At 38.5% G+C, this 19994-nt stretch carries 17 protein-coding genes; 10 read left to right on the top strand and 7 right to left on the bottom strand.

Going from position 1 to position 19994, the window contains the following annotated elements; genetic code table 11:
* Nucleotides 1–136: 136 nt before the first annotated feature.
* Nucleotides 137–1561 carry a C40 family peptidase gene (locus FC81_RS04475; RefSeq protein WP_057743433.1) on the bottom strand — a complete coding sequence of 475 codons (1425 nt, stop codon included), beginning with the start codon at nucleotides 1559–1561 and terminating at the stop codon, nucleotides 137–139.
* 612 nt (nucleotides 1562–2173) lie between these two features.
* On the opposite strand from FC81_RS04475, the gene serC reads away from it, so the two are divergent.
* Together serC and FC81_RS04465 are read left to right on the top strand one after the other, a co-directional pair.
* Nucleotides 2174–3262: a 3-phosphoserine/phosphohydroxythreonine transaminase gene (gene serC, locus FC81_RS04470; protein ID WP_057743430.1), complete on the top strand. Its 1089-nt coding sequence runs from the start codon at nucleotides 2174–2176 to the stop codon at nucleotides 3260–3262.
* Entirely contained in the window at nucleotides 3262–4437 is a 1176-nt protein-coding gene (locus tag FC81_RS04465) for a phosphoglycerate dehydrogenase (protein WP_057743427.1), read from the top strand. Before serC ends, FC81_RS04465 begins: the two co-directional genes overlap by 1 nt.
* Nucleotides 4438–4636: 199 nt before the next feature.
* Here FC81_RS04465 and FC81_RS04460 read toward each other — a convergent pair whose 3' ends face one another.
* The 4 genes from FC81_RS04460 to FC81_RS04445 form a co-directional block, all read right to left on the bottom strand.
* Nucleotides 4637–5434 carry a metal ABC transporter permease gene (locus FC81_RS04460; RefSeq protein WP_057743424.1) on the bottom strand — a complete coding sequence of 266 codons (798 nt, stop codon included), beginning with the start codon at nucleotides 5432–5434 and terminating at the stop codon, nucleotides 4637–4639.
* Nucleotides 5421–6089: a metal ABC transporter ATP-binding protein gene (locus FC81_RS04455; protein WP_057743422.1), complete on the bottom strand. Its 669-nt coding sequence runs from the start codon at nucleotides 6087–6089 to the stop codon at nucleotides 5421–5423. Before FC81_RS04455 ends, FC81_RS04460 begins: the two co-directional genes overlap by 14 nt.
* A 6-nt stretch (nucleotides 6090–6095) precedes the next feature.
* Nucleotides 6096–6989 (bottom strand): metal ABC transporter solute-binding protein, encoded by an 894-nt coding sequence (locus FC81_RS04450; RefSeq protein WP_057743419.1) that lies wholly within the window; start codon nucleotides 6987–6989, stop codon nucleotides 6096–6098.
* 191 nt (nucleotides 6990–7180) lie between these two features.
* Nucleotides 7181–7837, bottom strand: coding sequence for an HD domain-containing protein (locus FC81_RS04445; RefSeq protein WP_057743416.1), 657 nt, complete (start codon nucleotides 7835–7837; stop codon nucleotides 7181–7183).
* Nucleotides 7838–8163: 326 nt separating this feature from the next.
* Here FC81_RS04445 and FC81_RS04440 point away from each other — a divergent pair, with 326 nt between their 5' ends.
* The 6 genes from FC81_RS04440 to FC81_RS04415 all read left to right on the top strand — a co-directional run bounded on the left by FC81_RS04440 (nucleotide 8164) and on the right by FC81_RS04415 (nucleotide 14528).
* Nucleotides 8164–9264: a glycosyltransferase gene (locus FC81_RS04440; protein ID WP_057743446.1), complete on the top strand. Its 1101-nt coding sequence runs from the start codon at nucleotides 8164–8166 to the stop codon at nucleotides 9262–9264.
* Between the two features lie 227 nt (nucleotides 9265–9491).
* Nucleotides 9492–10841, top strand: a complete 1350-nt coding sequence (gdhA, locus tag FC81_RS04435) for an NADP-specific glutamate dehydrogenase (RefSeq protein WP_057743414.1) — start codon at nucleotides 9492–9494, stop codon at nucleotides 10839–10841.
* 176 nt (nucleotides 10842–11017) lie between these two features.
* Nucleotides 11018–11527: a DUF1440 domain-containing protein gene (locus FC81_RS04430; RefSeq protein ID WP_057743411.1), complete on the top strand. Its 510-nt coding sequence runs from the start codon at nucleotides 11018–11020 to the stop codon at nucleotides 11525–11527.
* Nucleotides 11528–11541: 14 nt separating this feature from the next.
* Complete coding sequence (locus tag FC81_RS04425) at nucleotides 11542–12873, top strand: glycoside-pentoside-hexuronide (GPH):cation symporter (RefSeq protein ID WP_057743408.1); 1332 nt, start codon at nucleotides 11542–11544, stop codon at nucleotides 12871–12873.
* A gap of 85 nt (nucleotides 12874–12958) precedes the next feature.
* Nucleotides 12959–13576, top strand: a complete 618-nt coding sequence (locus FC81_RS04420; protein ID WP_057743405.1) for a LysM peptidoglycan-binding domain-containing protein — start codon at nucleotides 12959–12961, stop codon at nucleotides 13574–13576.
* Between the two features lie 97 nt (nucleotides 13577–13673).
* Nucleotides 13674–14528 carry an SDR family oxidoreductase gene (locus tag FC81_RS04415; protein ID WP_057743402.1) on the top strand — a complete coding sequence of 285 codons (855 nt, stop codon included), beginning with the start codon at nucleotides 13674–13676 and terminating at the stop codon, nucleotides 14526–14528.
* Between the two features lie 281 nt (nucleotides 14529–14809).
* Here FC81_RS04415 and FC81_RS04410 read toward each other — a convergent pair whose 3' ends face one another.
* Nucleotides 14810–16213, bottom strand: a complete 1404-nt coding sequence (locus tag FC81_RS04410) for an NAD-dependent succinate-semialdehyde dehydrogenase (RefSeq protein ID WP_057743399.1) — start codon at nucleotides 16211–16213, stop codon at nucleotides 14810–14812.
* Between the two features lie 176 nt (nucleotides 16214–16389).
* Between FC81_RS04410 and FC81_RS04405 the strand changes: the two genes are divergently transcribed.
* Nucleotides 16390–17247, top strand: a complete 858-nt coding sequence (locus FC81_RS04405; RefSeq protein WP_057743397.1) for a fructosamine kinase family protein — start codon at nucleotides 16390–16392, stop codon at nucleotides 17245–17247.
* A 391-nt stretch (nucleotides 17248–17638) separates the two neighbouring features.
* On the opposite strand, the gene FC81_RS04400 is transcribed toward FC81_RS04405, so the two are convergent.
* Nucleotides 17639–18961, bottom strand: a complete 1323-nt coding sequence (locus tag FC81_RS04400; protein WP_057743395.1) for an MFS transporter — start codon at nucleotides 18959–18961, stop codon at nucleotides 17639–17641.
* Between the two features lie 644 nt (nucleotides 18962–19605).
* Here FC81_RS04400 and FC81_RS04395 point away from each other — a divergent pair.
* Nucleotides 19606–19818, top strand: a complete 213-nt coding sequence (locus FC81_RS04395) for a zinc ribbon domain-containing protein (protein ID WP_057743392.1) — start codon at nucleotides 19606–19608, stop codon at nucleotides 19816–19818.
* The last annotated feature ends 176 nt before the right edge of the window (nucleotides 19819–19994 follow it).

Below are 19994 nucleotides of genomic sequence, written 5' to 3'. Positions count from 1 at the left end.
ACCACCCAAAGGTGATGCCAAGATCTCCATCAATACGATTTGACTTTGACCCACAATTGTTGACTGTAATTTGATAAAAAAACTGTGATGAACCTCAGGCTCATCACAGTTTAGGAGATATTTAATTAAATACTGACTAGTTTACGCTAACAGCGAATGATGGTTGATAGTAAGTGAAACTCTTTACACTAACACTTTCACCTGGTTCAGGAGCAGCTGCATAACTTGAGCCACCTAAGTAGATACCTACGTGGTAAGCATTACCTCTGCCACCCCAGAATAATAAGTCGCCAGGCTGTGCGCTTGAAACACTCTTAGCAGTACCTATAGCTGATTGTGCTTGGGAAGTTCTAGGAATTGAGATTCCAGCTTTAGCAAAAACATACTGTGTAAAGCCAGAGCAATCAAAACCACTAAGTGATGAACCACCGTTTACATAAGGAATACCCATGCTGGCAATCTGTGTCGCAACTGATGTAACTGAACCAGATGCCACTGTCTTAGTTTGCGTCTGTTGTGTAGCAGCAGCAGTATTATTGTTATTATTAGCTGTAGCAGTGTAACTTCTTGTTGCAGGACGAACAGTATTTGATGTAGTAGCAGCTGCACTTGAGCTCTGTGCTGGAGCCGCTGGAGTTGAGCTTTGAGTAGCAACAGAACTTGCTTGAGCAACAGGTTGTTGCGAAGTCTGCGCTGCTGAACTCTGAGCAGCAGGTTGTTGGCTAGAACTTTGAGCAGCACTTTGTTGTGTAGTAGATGAAGCTACTTGAGTAGAACTCTGAGTAGCTGCAGTGCTTGTTGTACTCGAGGCACTTGATGTACTTGCTGCTTGAGTAGCAGGTGTCTTGGTAGGATCATTAATTGTCAGTGTTTGACCGACTGATAATGTTGAACCAAGGTTGTTAGCTGCACGTAAAGCATCAACAGAGATACCGTATGCTTGAGCGACTGTGTAAAGTGAATCGCCAGCTTTAACTGTATATGTAACATGGTTAGCAGAAACAGTTACTTGCGGTGTTGTCTTTGTTTGTGTAGCTGCAGTTGCAGGAGCAGCAGTTGCGGTTTGTGCTTTTGGTGCAGCAGCAACTGTATTATTTGTAGTTGCGGTTGTTACGGCAGCTTTGGCTGTTCCAGTAACTTTTAATTCTTGACCAGGTAAGATCAATGTTGTATCTGAAGATAAACCGTTCAATGAACGTAATTGATCAATACTAATGTTGTATTCCTTAGCGATTTTCCATAAGGAATCACCGTTTGCTACCTTAACTGTAGATGTTGCACTAGTCTTCTGACTAGTAGCTGCTGCTGGTGCACTAGCAGTTTCACCCTTGTTAGGAATTGTTAAAGATTGGTTAGTCAAAATTAAATGACTGTTGCCGTCAATATGGTTCAGAGTTTCGATTGATTTGATCGAAACTCCATATTTCTGAGAAAGTGCCCAAACAGTGTCATGTTGATTAACTTTAACTGTTGTGGATGCACTAGCATTCGTTGTAGAAGCAAGGAATAAACCTGCGGCTCCAACGGTACCTGCCAATAATGTCTTTGTTGTACGTTTCAAATTTTAGTCACTCCTACTTTTTCGTATAATTAATTTTCAACTGATAATTAAATTGTAATCCTTCAATGTTGCAGGAGAGTGCAATTTATATTACAAATTATTTTTTAAATGTAACAAAACATCTTATATACTGATATAAAGGCTTTTTTAAGCTATAAAAATACATTTTTTTTTTGAGGATAATTTAAATTGAAAGAAGAATGTTGATATAGCAAGACTTTATAGAAAGTAGAAATAAATAAAGGCTTTAAGAAACTTAAAAATGTTACAAAAAGATTACATTTTTTTTAAGAAATGGGAAATAAGCATGGCTTCTAAGTTTGAGTAAGTTAAATTAGGAAAAGTATCTCTAAAATTACGAAAAGGATGCTAATATATTACAAAAAAATTAAAATTTTAGCCGCTGATTTAAGCGCTTTTTTTAGTTGGCGATTATTATCAACATAATTGTTTAAATAATTTATTTTAGTCTTGACATAGCAGATTCAATACGCTAAATTCATAACATTGAGTAAAATGAGGGTTAGTGTATTTTCCTGCAGTAATTAGGTCCTATTGCAGAGGCCTTTTTTCCTCGATGTGTAAAAAATTTAAAAGAAAGAAGTGGGTAGTGTGGCACAAATTTATAACTTTTCAGCCGGACCGGCAGTATTACCAGCTGCTGTTGTGCGACAAGTGCAAAGTGAATTGGTTTCATATAAAAATAGTGGTATGAGCATAATGGAGATCAGTCACCGCTCCTCACTTTACACAGAGATGGAAGCAGAGGCTGAGAGAAATTTAAGAGAGTTAATGCGTATCCCAGATGAGTATGACATTCTTTTTCTACAAGGTGGAGGGACACTGCAGTTTACAATGGCACCCCTTAATTTTGCACAGAAGACAAAGCAAATAGGTTTTATTGACTCAGGTCACTGGGCTCAGCGTGCAATTGAAGAAGCAAGACTTGTTCCTGGTGTAAAGGCAAAAGTTGTTGCTTCAGCTAAGACAACAAACTATACTTCGCTACCTAAGGATCCGGTACTGCAGAAAACGTATGATTATATTCATTTGACATTGAATAATACGATTGAGGGGACAATGTATCGGACTCTACCTGACTTGAAGAACCAGGTTGTTGTTGGGGATATGTCATCAAACATTATGGCCCAACGTTATAATGTTAAGGATTTTGATCTGATTTATGCAGGTGCCCAGAAAAATATTGGCCCAGCAGGATTGACAGTCGTGATTGTTAAACATTCATTACTGCATACAACTCCAGAATTACCATCAATGTTAAGTTATGCTAAACAGGCTGCAAAACACTCTGCCTTAAATACCCCGCCAGTATTTGCAATTTATGTTGCTAGCTTGGTCTTTAAATGGCTTTTGCAACAGGGTGGTGTGGATGAGATGCAGAAGCGTAACGAGAAAAAAGCACAATTATTATATGATTATCTAGATTCTTCAAGCTTATTTAGCGCACCAGTAAAGAAAGCAGCACGTTCAACAACAAATGTACCTTTTGTAACCGGTAATGCAGAATTAGATCAGCGTTTTGTCGTAGCTGCACAAGAGAATGGTTTGGTCAATTTGAAGGGACATCGCTTAGTAGGCGGAATGCGTGCCAGTCTATATAATGCAATGCCACTTGAGGGAGTACAGAAGTTAGTTGAATTTATGGAGAGCTTTGAACAAAACATTGGGGGAAATAAATAATGAAATATGATATTAAGACTTATAATGTTATCGCTCAAGAAGGGTTAGATATCTTCCCGACAGAAAAATACACAATTAACCAGAATGATAAACCTCAAGCACTCCTTATTCGGAGCCAAGATATGCACAAAACAAAGTTTGGAACCAGTGTTCTTGCAATTGCACGTGCTGGTGCAGGTGTGAATAATATTCCTTTGCTTGAAGCTAATGCTAATGGGACCGTTGTTTTTAATACACCTGGTTCTAATGCTAATGCGGTTAAGGAACTCATCGTTGCGATGTTGATCCTCGCCACCAGACCTGTTGTCGCTTCAGCTGCATGGGCTAAAAAAATTGCGGGTGCAGATGTCAGTACACAGACTGAAAGGGGAAAAAATCATTTTGCTGGGACGGAACTCTTAGGAAAAACAATTGGTGTTATTGGCTTAGGTGCTGTTGGCTCAAGAGTCGCACGAGCGGCAGCTGATCTTGGAATGCGTGTTATTGGGTATGATCCTTATATTAGCGTTGAGCATGCCTGGAAACTTTCTAATGATATTCCACGAGCGGAAAAGTTGGAGGACTTGTTACGCCAAAGTGACTATGTAACGATTCATATTCCATATACCGAGAAGAATAAAGATTTGATCAATACGGAAGAATTAAAACAGATGAAGCCAAATGCAGTGTTATTAAATTATTCTCGTTGGGGGATAGTTAATGAAAAAGCCGTTGTTGCAGCTTTAGCTCAAAATGAGATTCGCCGTTATTCTACCGATTTCAGTTCAAATGAGATCATTGACAATGATAAAATTGTTATCACGCCGCACATTGGTGGTACAACACTCGAAGCAGAAGTCAATGGGGCTAAGATGGCAGCCCAAACATTGCGTAAATATTTAGAAACAGGTAATATTATCAACTCTGTTAATTTCCCAGCTGTTGAAATGCCATTTGATTCGCCGTTGCGTTTAACCTTGATCCATCAAAATGTCCCTAATATGGTAGGACGTATTACGACGATTTTAGCTAATGATGAACTTAACATTGATAACATGATTAACCGAAGTCGTGATAAAGTTGCATATACAATGATCGATATGTCAGAGACCTCAGCTGAGCAATTAACAAAACTTCGCGGAGAACTGATGGCTATTCCAGAAGTTATTCGTGTGCGTGCATTGCATAGGCAATAAATCATAAGCCATAAGAAGCTTAACTAGAGGTGTGTTATAATGGATATCCTTGGCAGGGGCACATTTCAGCACAGGATATCCGATCTGAAAACAAAGGATATCAAAAAGAGTTCGAGACAAAAGTCTCGAACTCTTTTTGAGTATTAGGGGCTAGTCCCTAAGTTAAAGTAGTGCTTAATTTTATAAACAAAAAGAAAACTTAATGTAAGGCTGCAATTCTTTGATAAAAAATAGAAGTTGCGTAGATAACGGCTTCAATAACCGTGATAAAGAAACTGACCGGCCAATCTGTTAGGTATGCTAGGTAAAGGCCAAACCAAATTCCAAATAGTGAAAAGATCGTTGTTAAGAAAATCATTTTTTTCAGTGAATGGACAAAATATTTAGCCGCTGAAGCAGGGATCGTAAGCAGAACAAAGATTAGTAATGAACCAATAATCTGTGCTGTGATACTAATTGTCAGTGCTAGTAAACCCAGAAAAATAATTGAGATCAGTGTGTTGTAGCGCTGGTTATATTGGGAGCCGATAGCGTCAAAAGAGTTATAGGTCAATTGACGGAAGAAGATCGTAATAATGATTAAAATAAAAATACTTAGCCAGATAAGCGAATAAAGATTAGTAATATTAATCCCGACAATACTCCCAAATAAAATGTTTGTGGCATAGTTAGCCTGTTTGTTTGAAAGAGAAAGAAACAGGATCCCTAAACCAATAAAAACCCCTGAGAAAACACTGATCGAAGCCTCACGGCGACTGAGTCGTTCACCAGATAAACCGATGAAGAAGGCACTAGCAAGGGTAAAAATAATCATGCCATATAAAGGACTTATTCCTATGAAAATACCAAAAGTTGCCCCAGAAAAACCGATTTCCGACAACGTATGGGTAAAAAATGATGTTTGACGTGCAACGACAAAAGTCCCCATTATACCACAAATTAAGGAGATAAAAATTCCTGCAATAAAGGCATAACGCATAAAATCAAATTGTAACATGTGAGGATTTATCCTTTCTCAGCAAGTGTCCCTTTTGATGGGCAAGGCGCAGTTCATAATCAGCATAACGTGTGATTAAGTCTGGGTCATGGGTAATGAAAAGAACAGTAATTTCACTTGTTTGAACTAACTGTTCAATCAGATCCATTAAAACATACTTTGAATCTTTATCTAAGCTAGCAGTTGATTCATCTAGAATTAGCAGTTGGGGTTCAGCACACAGCGCTTGAGCTAAAAATGCACGCTGTTTTTCACCACCAGATGCAGCACCGAGTGGACGGTTTTGAATAGTCTTGAGAGAGGTTTCGTCTAAAACACGTCGCAAAAGCAGCCGTTCCTCGGCTGTGTGCCAAGGAAAGACTGCTTTTTTTAAACCAAGACCAACAAAATCACGAATGCTCAGCGGAAACTCGTCATCAAGATTACGCAGCTGCGGTACATACTGTGTTTCTTTAGGTGCGACATCCAAAGTGATATGGTTATCTGGATGTTCAAAAGTACTAAGAAGATACTTAATTAACGTCGTTTTCCCAACCCCGTTTTCACCAGTAATACAGGTTAATTTATTGGTCGGAATTTCGAAAGTTAAGTTCTTGAAAAGTTGTTTGCCTTGAACGCTCAGGTCCAAGTCGTGAACATTAATAATAGAGTTCATACTTAATTATCGCTCGCTTTTTTGAATGTCTAAAACTTGTTGATATTGTGAAGCCATCCATTGATGGTAGTTCTTGTCTTTAGGTAAAGTCTCAGTTACTTTAACAACAGGAACATTATGTTCTTTACATAATTTAACTAAGTTAGCAACGACTTTATCGGTTGCTTGTGTGTTTTCAACAAAGAAAGCAATCTTACGGTTCTTGATGTCATTTTGCATTGCCTTGATATCACTTGGAGAAGGATCAGTTCCCTTTTCAACAGATTCAGAGAAATGTTCATTGTTAACTTTGTAACCCATATCGGCTAATGCATAGTCAAAAACAGGTTCACTAACATCAACTGGTTTATTATTGCTGTTTTGCTTAATTTTGTCGATCTTTGTATGAAGATCTTTTAAGCTGGCAATGTATTTCTTAGCGTTAGCTTTGAATTGTTTCTTATGCTTAGGATCTTTCTTACCGTATTCAGTTGCAAGGTAGTTGGCAACTTTAGGCATGGTCTCGCTATTATACCATAGATGTTCGTTGTCCCCATCTTTTTTATTCATGATATCTTCACCAACAGCAATTTTCTTACCGCCAGAAAGCTTCTTTGCCCAAGCATCATAGCCAATACCGTTATAGAGTAAAATGTCACTCTTAGAAACAGTTTTAGCAGTCTTAGTAGTAGGTTCATAATCATGTGGATCAATATTAGGGTTATTGATGATAGAAGTTACTGTCCCTTGCTTACCCAAAACATTTTTAGCAACTTCACCATAAAAGTCAGTTGTCGCAACAACTTTAATCTTTTTGGTATTATTGCTTGAAGCTGATTTAGCTGAAGAACAACCAGTTAAAACGGCACCAAGTGCGAAGAGACTGATGATACTGTGTAAAAGAATACGCTTTTTCTTCATTCCGAATACTCCCTTTGTCTTTGCCTTAAGGCAAAAAATAATAGTAATAGTTACAATTTAGAATATTAAGTTAATAAAGTAGTACTGTCAAGGTACTGTACAAGATAAAAAGTATTGATTACTATTTACAGATAGACAGAAGATAATGAAATAGATGAATTCGAAAGCTTAATTACGATTTAAATTTTTTGTTATTTTTCAGCGTTCCATTCGGCTTTGAAGTCGGTTAAAAAAGTCAGCATTACTTGATGGCGCTTACTAGCGATTTCTTTTGCGGCAGATGTATTTAGGAGATCTTTTATTTTTAGTAATTTTTCATAGAAGTGATTAATAACCGTTTCCTGGCTTAAATCACGGTATTCTTTTTTTGATTTTAACTGTCGCGGTGAGATTTGGGGATCATAAATCTTTTCGGCATGTGCGCCACCATAATAAATAGCACGTGTAATCCCGATCGCACCGATAGCATCAAGTCGATCAGCATCTTGGACAATCTGACCTTCAAGCGGAAGTTGAGGTTTCTTGCCACCCAGTGTTTTACTAAAAGAAAGATTCTGTGTGATAAAGATAATTTTATTAATTTGGTCCTGGCTTAGGTAGTTTGCTTGCAAAAAAGTAATCATCTCTTTTTCGAGTGCTGCTGGGTCAGTGGTTAATTTATCATCAGCAACATCGTGCAAGTATGCTGCACTGAGTGTAACTAATTTATCAGCAGACAAATGTGCCAGGAGTTCAGTAGACATATTAACAACACGCTGGATATGGTCAAAACCGTGTCCAGTGCTATCTTTTTTCATTTTTTGATACGAAAAAGCACGGATATTATTTAATTGTTCCTCGAGTTGCATCGTAACATCTCCCTTTATTTCAGAATACCATATATATAATAAGAACAGTCTGTAATATTCAGAAAATGGCTTTAACTAGTTTATGAAAATATTAACGTAGAGCATTTCATTTCGCTAGTAATGTATTCTATGCTAAAATTCCTCTAACGGAGAGTGAGGCGTATCGAAAAGTATAAAATAACATCTCAATAGAAGTAGCACAGAATACTTATAATGATAAGATACTTTTCTACGCTGTACTTTTCGCAAAAAGAGCTGGGTATTTTTTGGTAGAACGAAGCGAAGGGAGGGACGCCGTTTCTTGGTAAGAAGGGATGGCACAGCTGATGAAAGTATTGATTGTATTAGAGAATGTAGTTATGGATGGGGTAAAAAGAGCTGCGACAGTTGTAGGAAATGATTTAAACAAGCATGTCGATGTTACCTATTATTCACTTGAAGACGTTGAACCATATTACGTTTTAGATGCACCGTTGGTGACTGCTAAGCGTACTGTTTCAGCTGATATTTTAAACTTCTTTGGTGCTAATCCCTATGAAGTATATGCTGATCAAATAACTGATTTATGTGATTTTATTGCTACTGAGGGTTTTGAAGCTGTTATTTTACCAGCAGGGTTATTAACAAGTTTTGCACCATTTATTAAAGAAAATGTCCCGCACGTTAATGTAATTGCATGGATGCATAATAATTTTGATACGTACATGGAACAGTATTATGTATCAATGCAGACAGAATTTAAACAGGGTTTGGAGTTCTCCGATACGGTAGTCGTCTTGACAGATGCAGATTATGCACGTTACCATCAATATAATAGTAATACTGTAAAAATCTATAATCCGTTAACGCTTGAAGTATCCAAAAAAGCTAACTTAAAAAGTCATATAATTGCCTTTACCGGTAGAATCGCAATTCAACATAAGGGACTTGATCTTTTACTGGATGCAGCCCGTTTTATAGCCCCAGACTGGAAGATCGCCATTGCCGGAAGCGGAACTCCTGAAGAAATGGCTGTTTTTAATAACTTAACTACAAAATTTGGTGTTAAAGATAAGATAATTTATCGGGGTGCTTTGAAAGATGAGGCGTTACAGCGTCACTACGAGGAGGCATCGATTTTTGTATCAACCTCACGTTGGGAAGGAATGCCATTAGTAATGGGTGAGGCAATGGGCTTTGGTCTCCCAATCATTGCGATGCAAAACACTGGTTCAGATGAATATCTGCGTGCAAATACGTATGGAATTATTACTAAACCACACGATGTTCCAGATTTTGTCCGTGCTTTGAATAAAATGACCCAAAGCTTATTCTTAAGACGTTATTATTCAGAGCGCTCGCTTGAACGGATCCAGCATTTTATGCCGGCAACGATTACAAAACAGTGGTTATCAGTAATCACAACAACTAAAAATGAGCTAGTATAACAGGAGAAAATAAAATTTATCGCTAAGGAAAATAAAAATGATAACGACAATAAAATAAGAGGAACTGTGATGAGCCGGATACATTTAGAGCAGTTCCTCTTTAAATTACTCTTTTTTAGAGAAGTAATTTAAAATTGAAGACTAAAAAGAGTGTCATAATTGTTTTTTTAACTATTAATTGCTAAATTACAGATAACAGTACTTAATAACGTAAAGGAGGAATTAAAATGAAACAACAAGTGGAGGATTATCTAAAGAAAGTTTATCGGACAATTAAGGAACGGGATCCAGAACAGGCGGAGTTTCTTGAAGCAGTGGCAGACTTTCTACGGACAATTGGTCCAGCCCTGGAGAAACACCCGGAATATATCCAGGCTAACTTGCTGGAACGCCTAACTGAACCTGAAAGAGTAATTCAATTTAGAGTTCCATGGATTGATGACGAAGGGGCTTACCAAGTTAACCGCGGTTTTCGAGTTCAATTTAATTCAGCAATTGGTCCGTATAAAGGTGGTCTGCGGTTTCATCCCTCGGTTAACCTTAGTATTATTAAGTTCTTAGGTTTTGAGCAGATTTTTAAGAATGCTTTAACTGGTTTACCCATTGGTGGGGGGAAAGGTGGGGCAGATTTTAATCCTAAAGGAAAATCAGATAATGAAATAATGCGTTTTTGTCAAAGCTTTATGACTGAATTGAGTCGACATATTGGTTCGGCACGTGATGTCCCAGCTGGAGATATCGGTGTTGGTGGGCGTGAATTAGGCTACTTATACGGGCAATACAAACGCCTACGAGAAGCTGATCGTGGTGTATTGACGGGAAAAGGCTTGAGTTACGGTGGTTCCCTGGTTAGGACAGAGGCAACTGGTTTTGGGCTTGCGTATTATACAGCAGAAATTTTACGTGATCTTAAAACAGATTTTAAGAATAAGAAGGTTGTGGTTTCTGGAGCTGGTAATGTTGCTATTTATACAATTCAAAAAGTAGCAGAATTAGGTGGAAGAGTAATCACATGTTCAGACTCAGCAGGATATGTGGTGGATAAAAGTGGTATCGACTATAAATTAGTTCAGCAAATCAAAGAGATCGAACGGGGACGAATCAAGGAATACGCTGCACGAGTTGAAACAGCTGTCTACTATCCTGGTTCAGTTTGGGATGCAGAGCTCAACTATGATATTGCATTACCATGTGCAACGCAAAACGAGATTGATGATCAAAAAGCCCAGCAGCTTGCAGCCAACGGGGCCAAGGTTGTAGCGGAAGGGGCAAACATGCCTAGCAGTACAGCCGCAATTAACATCTACCAACAACATGGGATAATTTATGGGCCAGCTAAGGCGGCCAATGCTGGTGGTGTAGCTGTATCGGCACTTGAAATGAGCCAAAACAAAATGCAATTGACTTGGGATTTTGCTGAAGTTGACCAGCGGCTGCAACAAATAATGCATGCTATCTATCAAGAAAGTATTACAACTGCAAAGGAATATGGTGTTACCGATAATTTATTGAGTGGAACTAATATTGCAGGATTCATTAAAGTTGCAGATGCAATGATGGCCCAAGGGCTGGTTTAAAAAATTGGGTATATAAAGAGGGCTGGTGGAAAAGGACCAAAGGCTTAAGCTATGCTTAGATTTTAAAGCACGCTGGTCTTTTTGTTAACAAAGGTTAATAAGCCCTTTACTGGCGAAATAAGAATAATAAGTTTAAACTAATCAGTTACAAAAGTTTAAATGAGGAGAGTTAAACGATGAGTAAAGATAGTTTTAATATCAAAGAGGTATTAATTATTGGTGGTGTAGCTGGAATAGTTTCAGGCTTTGTTAAATTGGGCTGGGAAAACCTTTTACCGCCGCGAACACCAGAAAGAGAAAAGACAAATCCACCGCAGAAATTTATGCAGCAGTTAGGAATACCACGTAAGATTACACATGCGACGTATACTTATTCGGGACATCAAATGCCGTGGGCTAGTTTTATTATCCATTTTGGCTTTTCAGCTACTTTTGGAATGATGTATAGTGTGACTACACACTACATACCGCTATTGAAGGTCGGTCAAGGGACCTTCTTTGGAGTCGGTGTCTGGGCGGCAGCACATCTAGGAATGATGCCGGCGATGAAGACTGTCCCAGATGCTAAAGATCAACCGTTGGAAGAACATTTCTCAGAACTTTTGGGACATATGGCTTGGATGTGGGTCAACCATGTTGTGATTAATGAACTTTCACATGAATTGGTTGAAAAGAAGACAAGGTAAGTTGGACGATATATATGGATAAAAAAACAGAAACTAAATGGCCGGAAAGAATTAGCTATGGGCTTAGTGATGCGGCGGATAACTTAGTTTTTCAAGTGATGACAACGTATTTGCTCTTTTTCTATACTGATGTCTACGGGTTGGCACCAGGAGCGGTCGCTATTTTATTTGTAGTTGCACGGATAGCTGATACACTAGAAAGCTTATTAATAGGAATAATGATTGATCGTACACATTCCCGTTTTGGGAAAAGCCGTCCTTTTTTCTTATGGTACGCTCTTCCTTATGTCGCTTTTGCTATTTTAACCTTTGTTACACCAGCATTTTCTGCAACAGGTAAGTTGATCTGGGCATATGTGACGTACTTAGGTTTAGGCTTTTTTTACACCGCAGTTAATGTTCCGATTACATCGGTCTTGCCTACGATGACCCAGAATGGGCGTGAGTTAACGCTGTTAGGAGTTATTCGCCAGTTTTGCGGTAGTTCAGTTCAAATTGTTGTTGCTATCTTTACGTTACCGTTAGTGGCACTTTTGGGACAGGGAGATCAAAAACAGGGTTTTCTCTTAACGATCTGTGTTTTTGGGGTAATCTCATTATTTCTAATTTTAAATACATTCTTTCAGATCCACGAGCGTTACACGAGTGAAGATCTCAGCCACCAACCTTTTAAGAAAGTTGTGCAAATGTTGGGGCGTAATAAACAATGGCTAACAATTTCGGTAGTTATTTTTCTATATTGGCTCGTGACAGCTATTAAGAACCAGACAACTATTTATTACTTCAAATACGTTTTACACGACGAACAACTAGTTCCCTTGGCAAATAGTTTTACGCTAACTGCTTTAGTTGGTGTCTTGCTGATTATGCATCTTACGTCTTTGCGGTCAAAAAAACAAACGATGAGTATTGGGATCATCTTAGCTTTTGGTGGTCAGTGCCTTTTAAGCGTGGGTGTTTATGGTAGCTGGCTGCCAGTTTTATTTAGCGGAATCATGCTTAACTCTATTGGTCACGGAATCATTGTTGGGCTGGTATCCATTATGATTGCTGATACGATTCGTTATGGGATGACGATGGGGATTCAGGCTGAAGGCGTGCTAGCCTCGACGGATGATTTGGGCGTAAATCTCGGTTTGGGTTTAGGCGGCCTTATAACTGCTGGTCTATTTCATCTTTCGGGCTATCTACCTAACCATGCGCAAAATACGGCAACACTGCATATGATAAATCTTAATTATGTCTGGCTACCACTGATAATCTATTTCCTGATGTTGTTAGTATTACACCTCTACTATGACGAAACTAAAATGCAGCAAGCACTAAAAAAAGGGTATCGTCCTTAATAAGAATGTTGCTTTTTAGAAAATTTTTAACTATTATTAAACAGGTAGATAGATTTAGTAGGATAGGGCGGAGGAAAAAGAAACAATGAGTATTAGTGCAAGCCAATCTGTCAGTAGTTCAGCTGGACTACAAGTGGCGAATAAGCAGTTAACAACTGCTGGTCAAACAGAAGGTCAATCATTTAAAAAAATTTTAGCAAATCAAAATGCTCAGAAAACAACAACTAAGCAGCAAAAGATTACGATCAGGTGGGGCGATACAGTTTCAGAATTAGCTGAAAAGTATCGAACGACTACCGCAGCAATTACGGGTGCAAATCATCTTCAGAACCCCGATTTTATTCTGGCAGGAAATAATTTGGTGATCCCTGGACATAACGTTCAAACCGCAGCGGTTAAAAATACTAAGGAAACTACGCCTAGTACAGCGGCAATCAATACCAAGTATAGTAGTCAGGCAGTTACAAACAAAGAAAGTTCAACAGAAGCACAGGCACGTGCATATATAGTTGCTCATGAATCAGGCGGTAATTACAATGCACGTAATGGAAAGTATATTGGAAAATATCAACTAGATTCAAGTTACTTAAATGGTGACTATTCACCTGCTAACCAAGAACGTGTTGCTAATCGTTATGTAGCGCAACGCTATGGCTCATGGGCTAGTGCGATGCAGCATTGGAAAGCTAATAATTGGTATTAGGATACCAAAGTCAACTGTGATCAAGGCAGTTGACTTTTTTTAGACGTCATGTTACTTTAATTGTAACAATGATAATCAAAAAATGGAGGTTTTAGAGATGAAATATGCAGTTACAGGTGCGACAGGAAAATTTGGGCGGAGTGTTATCAACTATCTCGTTGGTCAACTTGAGCAGGGAGAGTTAGTGGCGCTTGTTCGCAACACCGCTAAAGCAGCCCAGATGTTACCACAAGGAGTTGAGATCAGACAAGCTGATTATAACGATGAAAAAGGGCTTGAACAGGCATTGGGAGGGATCGACCGACTACTCTTCATCTCTTCTCTTCCTAGTGAGGAACATTCTCGACAAGAACAACACTTTAATGTTATAGAGGCTGCTAAAAAAGCTGGGATAAAGTTTATTGCATATACCAGTTTTCCACATGCTGACCAAGCACAAAGCCCACTATCTGCTGATCATAAAGCAACTGAACAGGCTCTGGCCACAAGTGGACTCAATTATTCTTTGCTACGTAATAATTGGTACCTTGAGAACGAACTCGATTTAATTAAAGGGGCTTTGACAGGTCAGCCGTTTACTTATTCTGCTCAGAATGGTCGTGTTGGGTGGGCATTGGAGCGCGAATATGCAGAAGGCGCAGCCCGGGTCCTGTTAAGTAGTCAACCTAAAAAGATCTATGAATTTTCAGGTCAGCCATTGACCTTTAAAGAACTTGCAACAGCGGTCGCAGCCGTTAGTGTACATCAGTTTGAAGTCTTAGCACTTGATGATAATGAATATAAAAAGCGTCTAGTGCATCAAGGGCTACCAGAACAAGTCGCTGAGGTATTTATCATGATTCAAACTCTGATTAGAAACGGTGAATTGGCGCACCCATCAAAAGACCTGGAGGAAGTGCTGGGGCGCCAGTTAATGCCACTGAAGAAAGCGATTCAAGAAGCAACACATTAGGATAATGTTCTGAGTATTATTAAAAAGCAGAACATTGGTATAAGCTGCCCAAAAGTGAGAATGTAGTTGATGGTAATAGGTAGACGGAACAAGAAAAGGAGCTCGGGACAAAAGTCTCGGGCTCCTTTTCTCTATTTTTGTTTCGGGACATTCAGTGCTAAAACATACATTAAGAGGCAGTATAGCACTTAACGACTAGATGCTTTTTGATTCACATTCTTTTCCAGTAAACTTATTAATTACTCATCCATGTTTAACTACGACCTAGCTTTAAAGTTGCGTTAAAATAAAGCACCCGCACGATTTTCAAAATCAGGTTTATCGACAGCAACGATCAACTTGTCATTGACAAAGGCATTAAGTCCGATCGCACTCATTTCACGGCCATAACCTGAGTTCTTAACACCACCAAAAGGAAGTTCTGGAAGTGTGTATAAGAAAGTATTAACAAAAACCATTCCCGTTTCAATTTGGCTAGCAACTTTTTGCCCACGTTTTTTATCTTTAGTAAAGACAATACCACCTAAACCATAGTGAGAATCATTGGCTAGCGCAATAGCTTCTTGTTCTGAATGGACGCGATAAACTTGGGCAACTGAACCAAACATTTCTTCATAGTAAGCTGGGTTGTCTGGTGTAATATCCGTTAAGATTGTTGGTTCAAAGAATTGCCCGGGAAGATCGATGGCGGTATTTCCTTGGTAAAGTACGGCGCCATTAGCAATAGCTGCATTGACTTGTTCTTCAAGTTTAGCTTTAGCCTTAGCAGACGACATTGGAGCCAAGGTCGTTTGCTCATCAAGCGGATCACCTGGTTTAAAGTGTCGATAAGTTTTACCAAGTTGTTTTAAGAATTCATCATACAAGTTATCAGCAACAATGAAACGTTTAGACGAAGTGCATACTTGACCAGCATTGTAAGTCCGCGCACGTGCAGCAACCTTAATTACCTGGTCTAAATCAGCATCATCTAGAACGATAAAGGCGTCATTACCGCCCAGTTCCATAGATGATTTTTTTAGATACTTACCCGCGGTTTGTGCAACAGAGCTTCCTCCACGTTCAGATCCCGTTAGAGCAACTCCTTGGATACGTGGGTCAGCGATAACCTGATCGACCTGATCATGTGTCAAAAAGAGGTTGGTTAGACTACCTGCAGGTGCCCCTGCTTCAGTAATAATTTTAGTGAAAGCTACAGCAGAGCTAGGAGTAGTGGATGAATGTTTGAGAATCATAGGATTACCAATCATATAATTAGGTGCAAAAACACGCATTATTTGATAATATGGAAAATTCCAGGGTTCAACCATTAATAATATTCCAACTGAATGTTTTTCTACCCGAGCTTCACCAGCTTTAGTGGTAAGTGGTGTCGGTTGTAGAAGTTCAGCTGAGTGGTCAGCAAAATAATCGGCGATCAGTGCGCATAATTCAACTTCGCCACGTGCTTCTGAAATAAGTTTCCCCATTTCAATTGTCAGTGTCTGAGCAAGTTCTTCCTCTTTTTCACGTAATAAGTCTGCAATATCGTGCAGTTTTTTAGACCGTGTTGCAACAGGTTCCTTCTTCCACTGGTGATATAAGTCAGTACCTATTTTTAATGAATCTTCAATTTGATTTTTGGTTGCATTTGGAAAAGTTTTAATGACTTCATTTGTAAAAGGATTGATTGTTTTATAAGCCATAAGATGTTCCTCCTTTAAATTTTCATACATTGTTAAGTATAGAACTATTCTATTTTTTAAAGCAAATCTGCGGCTCTTTTGAAGGATATCTTAAGCTTATTAGTACCAGACCGTTATGAAAAAATCTATAATAAAAATGAGATCGTTATTTGGTGAAAAGGGGAGAGTGTAGTCGAGTGGAAAAGAAATGGTTAGAACAACTTCCGCTTACAGGACCCATACAGGCGACTCCTGTGAGTGGTGGGGATGTTAATCAAGCATATCGGCTTGATATTGCTGATAAGCAGTACTTTTTATTAGTTCAGCCATACCATGACCAAACTTTTTATGCGGGGGAAATTGCCGGTTTGCAAGCTTTTGCGCAAGCAGGAGTTTGTGCTCCACGTGTTATCAGCAGTGGAACGATTGCAGGGGATGCGTACCTGCTGCTTAATTACTTAGAGCAAGGGTATGGCAAACAGGCTGATTTGGGAAGGCTAGTTGCCCATTTACATCGACATCAAAGCTCAACCGGAAAATTTGGGTTTGACTTTCCATATGCCGGAACGAGTATTTCCTTTAAGAATGACTGGACAGATTCGTGGAGTAGCTTATTTCTAAAACAGCGCCTAGACCCATTAGCACAAGCCCTGCAATATCAAGGATTGTGGCAGACTGATGAGATCACAGTTTACCAAAATGTCCGTAAAATCATTGTGGAAAGTCTGGCAGAACATAACAGCAGGCCGGTTTTACTACACGGTGATCTTTGGAGTGGTAATTATATGTTCTTAGCAAATGGACGACCAGCCCTGATTGACCCGGCAGCGTTTTATGGTGACCGTGAATTTGATTTAGCACTCACAACTGTTTTTGGTGGCTTTAGTGATGAGTTTTACCGTGCGTACAAAAAAGAGATGCCGCTTGAGAAAGGCTATGAAAGGCGTTTTGACTTCTATCGCTTATATTATTTGATGGTTCACTTGAATAAGTTTGGGCAGAGTTACTCACAAAATGTGCAACAGCTGATGCAACAAATTAGATATTTTGATTGAAAAGCTATAAATATTTTAAGCGTTGAACATTTAAATTTGAAATAACATAAAAAGACGAGATTGAATCTGGGATAAAAGGTGTAGATGCTAAGAAAGCAGCTCTGAGAAATTGTGTTTCGATTCCCAGAGCTGCTTTCTATACCAATAATCAAATTACTTGGAAAATCTTATTTACCATTTAAATGATTTTAGTAACTTGGAATGAAGTTGAAAATGTATTAACGGCAAATAGTATGACAAAATTAGCAATATTATTTAAAAAATTAAAAGGTAGAGAAAAAATAAGATTTGAGTAGTTCCTATCTCATCTGCTTATAGAATTACCCATATTCACAATTCTCTATTAATAGGCAAGTTTCACAGACAGATGTTATATATTTTACAGATTATGTTATTTTGAAAAATCGATTAACTTTGTTTCTTTAATTGTTACAAGAGACACTAAACAAGCAACAGCCATAACTGCTAGATAGATCCCAACAGAGCGGATACCCCAGTTTTCAGCTAACCAAGTTGCAATGGTGGGTGTAAAAGCTGCTCCAACAATCGCTGCCAAATTGTAAGCGATTCCTGAACCGGAATAGCGAACTTTTGTTGAAAATAATTCTGGCAAAAGAGCTCCAACAGGTCCAAAGGCGATGCCCATTAATACAAAACCGATAACAAGGAATAATGAAACACTGACAAAATTACGTTGACCTTGAAGTAAGTATGGGAAAAGAAAGGCAAAAATAACTAAGGCTGTTGATGAAATCATCAATGTACGCTTGCGCCCCCAAGTATCAGCGAGTTTTGAAGATAGGACGATCAGTGCGGCAAAGACGACGATTGAACCCATCAACATAAACAAGTATTCTTGGTTTGTAAATCCAAGTTTAGCAGTAGCATATGTTAGAGACCATGTTGCTAAGGTATAAAAAAGTGTGTAGGTAACAGAAACAATAAAAGTTCCCTGGATTATTTGACGCCAACTAGTTTTGAAAACGACTTTTAAAGGTGATTTAGTAACTTCATTTTTTTCTTGGGCTAACCGGAATAGAGGAGTTTCTTGCATTCGTTCGCGAACCCAGAAACCGACAAGAACTAAAACAGAAGAAGCTAAGAAAGGAACACGCCACCCATAACTAAGCATTTGTGCGGGCGTTAAAAATGATTCAAGTAAGAAAAATAATCCATTGCTTAAGAAGAAACCTAATGGTGCACCAAGCTCAGGAAATGCACCGTACAGAGCACGTTTATTTGCAGGAGCATTTTCAGTGGCAACGAGTGCTGCACCAGACCATTCACCACCTAGACCAATTCCTTGAACGAAACGACAAGTACAAAGTAGGAGAACAGCAGTCAACCCTAAAGTAGCGTAACTAGGAAGCAATCCAATCAAGACGGTTGAGATTCCCATTAATAGCAGTGAAACGACAAGTGTCCGTTTACGACCGATCTTGTCACCAAAATGTCCGAAGACAAAAGATCCTAGAGGTCGCGCAATGAAGGCGACACCGAAAGTCAGTAAACTTAGAATTGTTGCGATTGCGGGTGTAACCTCAGGGAAAAAGACTTTGGGAAAGTAAGCTGCAGCTGCAGTTCCATAAGCATAAAAATCAAAAAACTCTATTGCGGTTCCAATCATTGATGCAAACATAACGGTTTTAACTGAGTCACGTTCGAAAACTTTAGTACCTTTGAGCTCACTGTTCAAATGATTTGTAGTATCCATAAAGATCCTCCTAAAATAAAATTTTGTGATATCATATTTTTTTGCTTTTTAACACCCCCCAACGGATAAGGCAAAGAAAAAAGCCGGAAGCTGTTTGACAGCTTCTGGCTTAACCAACACTGTCCGCTAACTGCGGACATTTCAAAATACAGCCCGCATCAATTAATAATCGCGCTGAGAATAATAATTTGAATGTTAGTATTGGTAGTCATCATTATTTTATGCTCCTCTTAGTCTTTTTTAATATGTTTGTAACTATACAGCTGTGAAAACTTATTTGTCAACAGTAAACTTATGAAAATAATTAATAAAAGATAATTAATGGGTATCTTTTTTTGGAAAACTACATTATATGGACCTTAAAAAAGTATTTTAAAGGATTATTTAGAATTAATACAAAAGAATAAAAATAATAAAAAAGTTGTGTACAACCTAAAAACAAAGGGGTTTTTATTAAAAAAAGATGTTGACAGCATTAAAATCAGAGTGTAGTATTGCACACATGAAAGAAACTCATGCTTTGATGAGGCAGGAGCTTGAGAGACGTTTTATTGTTTTCGGCAAAAAACGAATCAGCAACTGTTATAGCATTCTGTAACATGTCGGTATTATCTGTTGTCAGATAATTGTTCGGAGGGATGTTTATGAAGTTGGCATATGATATGGTCACTTGTCAGAGCTGTGGGGTTAAGGTTACTGTTGGGAGATACTGTTCTAATTGTGGCACGCAACTTATTTTCAGTTCTGAGAAGAAAGAAGTAGAAGTTAACATTTGTGTTAACTGCGGAGCGCTTACTCCCAATGATGAATATTGTTCGGTTTGCGGTTTTCATACTGAACAAGAGGTTTTTTTCTAAAAATATCCGAATATAAAAATTAAAAGAGAGGGGTTAGATCACATGAGTTCATGTAATGATCGATTAGTTGTGAGAGTATTACCAAACGTTATCGTACTAATTGTCCTAGTCATTATTATCATGCGCGAGTGTGATTTAATGCCTGGGCTACTTTGAGTTAGCAACCCGAGGAATAA

This window comes from Liquorilactobacillus capillatus DSM 19910, assembly GCF_001434915.1.
Lineage (GTDB): Bacteria > Bacillota > Bacilli > Lactobacillales > Lactobacillaceae > Liquorilactobacillus > Liquorilactobacillus capillatus.
The sequence above is the reverse complement of the archived record's forward strand: the minus strand, read 5'-3'. Positions and strand labels throughout refer to the sequence as shown.